The 3,411-nt window shown below is 66.4% G+C and carries 2 protein-coding genes and 1 pseudogene; 1 reads left to right on the forward strand and 2 read right to left on the reverse strand.

Going from position 1 to position 3,411, the window contains the following annotated elements; translation table 11 throughout:
- Window positions 1-165: 165 nt before the first annotated feature.
- A complete protein-coding gene (locus WBQ44_RS19945; protein WP_495568400.1) occupies window positions 166-657 on the reverse strand; it encodes a flavin reductase family protein in 492 nt (163 codons plus the stop codon).
- Between the two features lie 90 nt (window positions 658-747).
- Between WBQ44_RS19945 and WBQ44_RS19950 the strand changes: the two are divergent.
- Window positions 748-1,500: pseudogene (locus WBQ44_RS19950) on the forward strand (SGNH/GDSL hydrolase family protein); the annotation flags it as partial.
- Window positions 1,501-1,509: 9 nt separating this feature from the next.
- Here the strand turns inward: WBQ44_RS19950 and WBQ44_RS19955 are convergent.
- On the reverse strand, window positions 1,510-3,411 hold a 1,902-nt coding region (locus WBQ44_RS19955), incomplete at its 5' end, for a VanW family protein (protein ID WP_495568401.1).

Consider the following 3,411-nt stretch of genomic DNA (forward strand, 5'->3'; position numbering starts at 1 on the left):
GCTTCCTTCTTCGCCAAGAACGTGCTGCCCGAGCTCACAGCCACCCGCGGCATCCTGACCAATCTCGATCTCGACGTCATGGAGCTCGACGAAGCTGCATTCTGATTCAAGACGCGACAACGGCCGCATCTTCCCCCTGGGAGGTGCGGCCGTTGTCTTGTCTACTCAGGCCTGCAGCCGACGAAACTTGCTGCCGTGGAAGATGATCGGGTCGATCTCGCTCTGTACCTCGAGCGAGTGAATGCGCAGCAGTGCGATCAAGTGATCACCTGCGGGGACTTGTTGATCGATGGTCGTCTCGAGCCACGCCGTCGCACCTTCGATGAAGACTGCGCCACTGTCGGTGGTCAACAGTTCGAGGCCGGCAAAGCGGTCACCCGTCTTGGCCGCCAGGGTGCGCGCGGCGTCGTTGTGCGCTTCGCCGAGAACGCTGACACCGATGTTGGTGACGCCTTCGAGCCTCGGCCACGTGGTGGACGTGTTCTGAATGCACACCGCCACCAGGGGCGGATCGATGGAGACGGCGACGAAGCTGCTGGCGGCGAGTCCGACCGGCACGCCGTCGATCTCGGCTGCGATGGCCACGACGCCGCTCGGGAACTGGGCGTAGGCCTGACGGAGCGTCGCCTGATCGAGATCGGTGTGCGTGAGCGCCATGCGTGATGCTCCCTTTCGTGCGTCTGCGGCGGCTGTCGGTTCCCCGGTGTCGGTCGGAATTGCCGCGCACCGTCCACGATACGAGGGACTGTGCCGAATGCTACCGGCGGGAATGAATGCGTGGACGGAGAAGGCGTCGGCGACGCCGATCCAGCCAGCCGCAACGGCGTCAAGGGTTGGGCGGACCGAGTCGCCACAGAAATGGCGGCCGACAATCCGGATTTTCGCTACGCGAACCTGGCCGTTCGAGGCAAACTGCTCGACCAGGTGATCACCGATCAGGTGCACATCGCCGCCGCAGCAGCCCCCGACCTGATCACCGTGTACGCCGGAGGCAACGACCTGCTGCGCCCCAAGGTGGACATCGACGGCATCGCCGCGCGGTACGACTCCGCGCTGGCCGAACTGACAGCGACCGGAGCACGCGTCGTCGCCTTCACCGCGTACGACGCCGGGTGGGCGCCCATCTTCCGTTCGCTGCGCGGCCGCACGGCCATCTACAACGAACTGCTCCGCGAGGTCGCCGACAGAAGGGGCGTCGAACTTATCGACTACTGGCGCTTCGCCGGGTACGACGATCCCCGGATGTGGGATTGGGACCGCCTGCACATGTCCACCCTCGGACACACGCGCATGGCCGCGGAGGTACTGGACTTCCTCGGCCTTCCGCATTCGATCGAGCTCGCACCGCTGGAGCCGATGGCGCCCCTCGATCGGGCGGCGCGGCGCAGAGACAACGCCGAATGGGTCAAGTCTTTCGCCGCGCCGTGGGTGTCGCGGCGACTGCGCGGAGCATCGTCGGGTGACAACATCGCTGCCAAACACTCGACGCTGCAGCCGTTGCGGGGCGGACTACTCGCCGTCCTCCGGGGGCGGCGCGGGTGCCGGTGCGGGGCCGGGCTCGTCCGGTTCGCGTTCGGGCTCCGGCGAGACACACCGCACGATCGGGATCGGGTCGTACTTGACGGTTCTGGTGTTGCGCGAAATCTCGCTGCCCGTCGCGATATCGGAGACGACGCGGGTATCGCTGGCCGTGAACCCGGGTCCGCCTCCCGACGGCACGCATCCGCTCCCCGCCGGAAGGGTGATGGTGTTCGGGCTCGTCGGATTGCTCCTGGCACCCGTGATCGACTGAACATCGACCGTCTTGGTTCCCCACAGCCGAACCGTCACGTTGGAACTCGTCGCGAACGATTCGATGACCACGCCCGTCTTCGTCGGGTTGGTGAACTGCAGGTCGATCGCGCCCTCGAAGACGGTCGCCTCTCGCGCTTCCGGGTACCGGCTGATGTAGTAGCTGTGCTCGGTGTGCCCGGCGTCCTCCATGCCGCCGAAGTACGCCGCGTTGTACAGCGTCGTCGCGAACTGGCTGATGCCGCCGCCGACGGCACGGTCCGGGCGTCCGTTGTCGATGATTCCCGACTCGACGAAGCCCTGCGCAAAGCCGCGTGGCCCCGTGTGGCCGTTGAGCGAGAAGGTTTCACCGGGCTTGACCAGGGCACCATTGACGATGTCAGCCGTCAGACCGATGTTGACTCCGGACGCGTACTCGAACCCGCCCGTGGTGTACTCGCCGATGACTTCGTTGATTCCCAGCGCCTGGGCGCCCTCGGTGGTCAGGGCCGGCTGCGCCTGCTCGTACACGGCTTCGGTGGTGCGAATGTCGGTGGAGGTCAACAGCGTCGGCAACTGCTCGAGCGTCCTGGGCCACTGCACCAACTCTCCCACCACGCCGGGCACGACCGTCGGAGCGCCGCCGCCGAGAGCGAACGATGCGTCCTTGGGGGGAGTTTCGGTCGATACCAGTTGCGGCGCAAGGATTCCGGTGGCGGCCGCGAGGTCGTACCTCGGCACGAGCGCGCCCTGCCCGTCGGATTCGAAAGACAGGATTCGGCCGATGGCATCGGGCGCGAGGACGGCGTCGACATTGTCGCGACCGGAGAACACGACGGGGGCCGACGTAGCCGGCGTTGCCACGTCCGCGAGCGCGCGGTCGACCTCGTCCTGATGCACGACGACGTCGACGGTCTCGACCGACGCTTCGACGGTGCCGAACGCCCAATCGGACACGAGGGCGTCCCGCGTGCCCTCGACGTCCATCGACTGCCCCGGCGAAGGAGTGACAGGGACGGGCGTGGCTCCTTCGAAGACGATGTTGCCCTCGATAGGCTGGCGATCCGTTTGCGCCCGAAGCGATTCGACCGCGGCATCGAGTGCGACGGCGTCGACGCTCGACTCAACGCCAATCTCACGGTCGGCGAAGAACGAGGTGATCCGAGTGAACGGGTTGATCGGCTGCGACCCTGCTCGATCGAGCGTCGCAGTCCAGTCGACGTCGAGGCCCGCAGCAGCAGGCACAACTTCGAGCTGCTGATCCCCGGCCGTGACCTGCACCGGTCCGTCGACACGAGGGCCCAACTCGGACTGCAAGCGAGTTTCGGCGTCGTCGTGACTCATACCGCCGACTGCGATGCCCGCAACGCTGACCCCACGGGGCACCGAACCGCTCGACGACAACATGTCGGCGGCGTAGAAGACGGCCAAAATCGCGATTGCGGCCCCGGCAAGGACGGCGACCTTCTTACGCGACGAAATCTCCCCAGGACCAGAAGTGTTCGACGGCTCCTGCGCAACGACGCCCGAGGGCTGATCGGTCGAGAGCTGAGCGGTCGGAACTGCGGCGGCGGGTTCACTATTGCTCTGCTGCGGGTCAACCGTCGGCGGCGCTGCATCGGCCTCCGACGAGCGCTCGTC

Source organism: Rhodococcus sp. (in: high G+C Gram-positive bacteria), from assembly GCF_049591685.1.
Taxonomy (GTDB): domain Bacteria; phylum Actinomycetota; class Actinomycetes; order Mycobacteriales; family Mycobacteriaceae; genus Rhodococcoides.

Bases quoted from the DNA above. Each gene is read 5' to 3' on its own strand.
- WBQ44_RS19945 (WP_495568400.1), bottom strand. From the start codon at position 657: ATGGCGCTCACGCACACCGATCTCGATCAGGCGACGCTCCGTCAGGCC.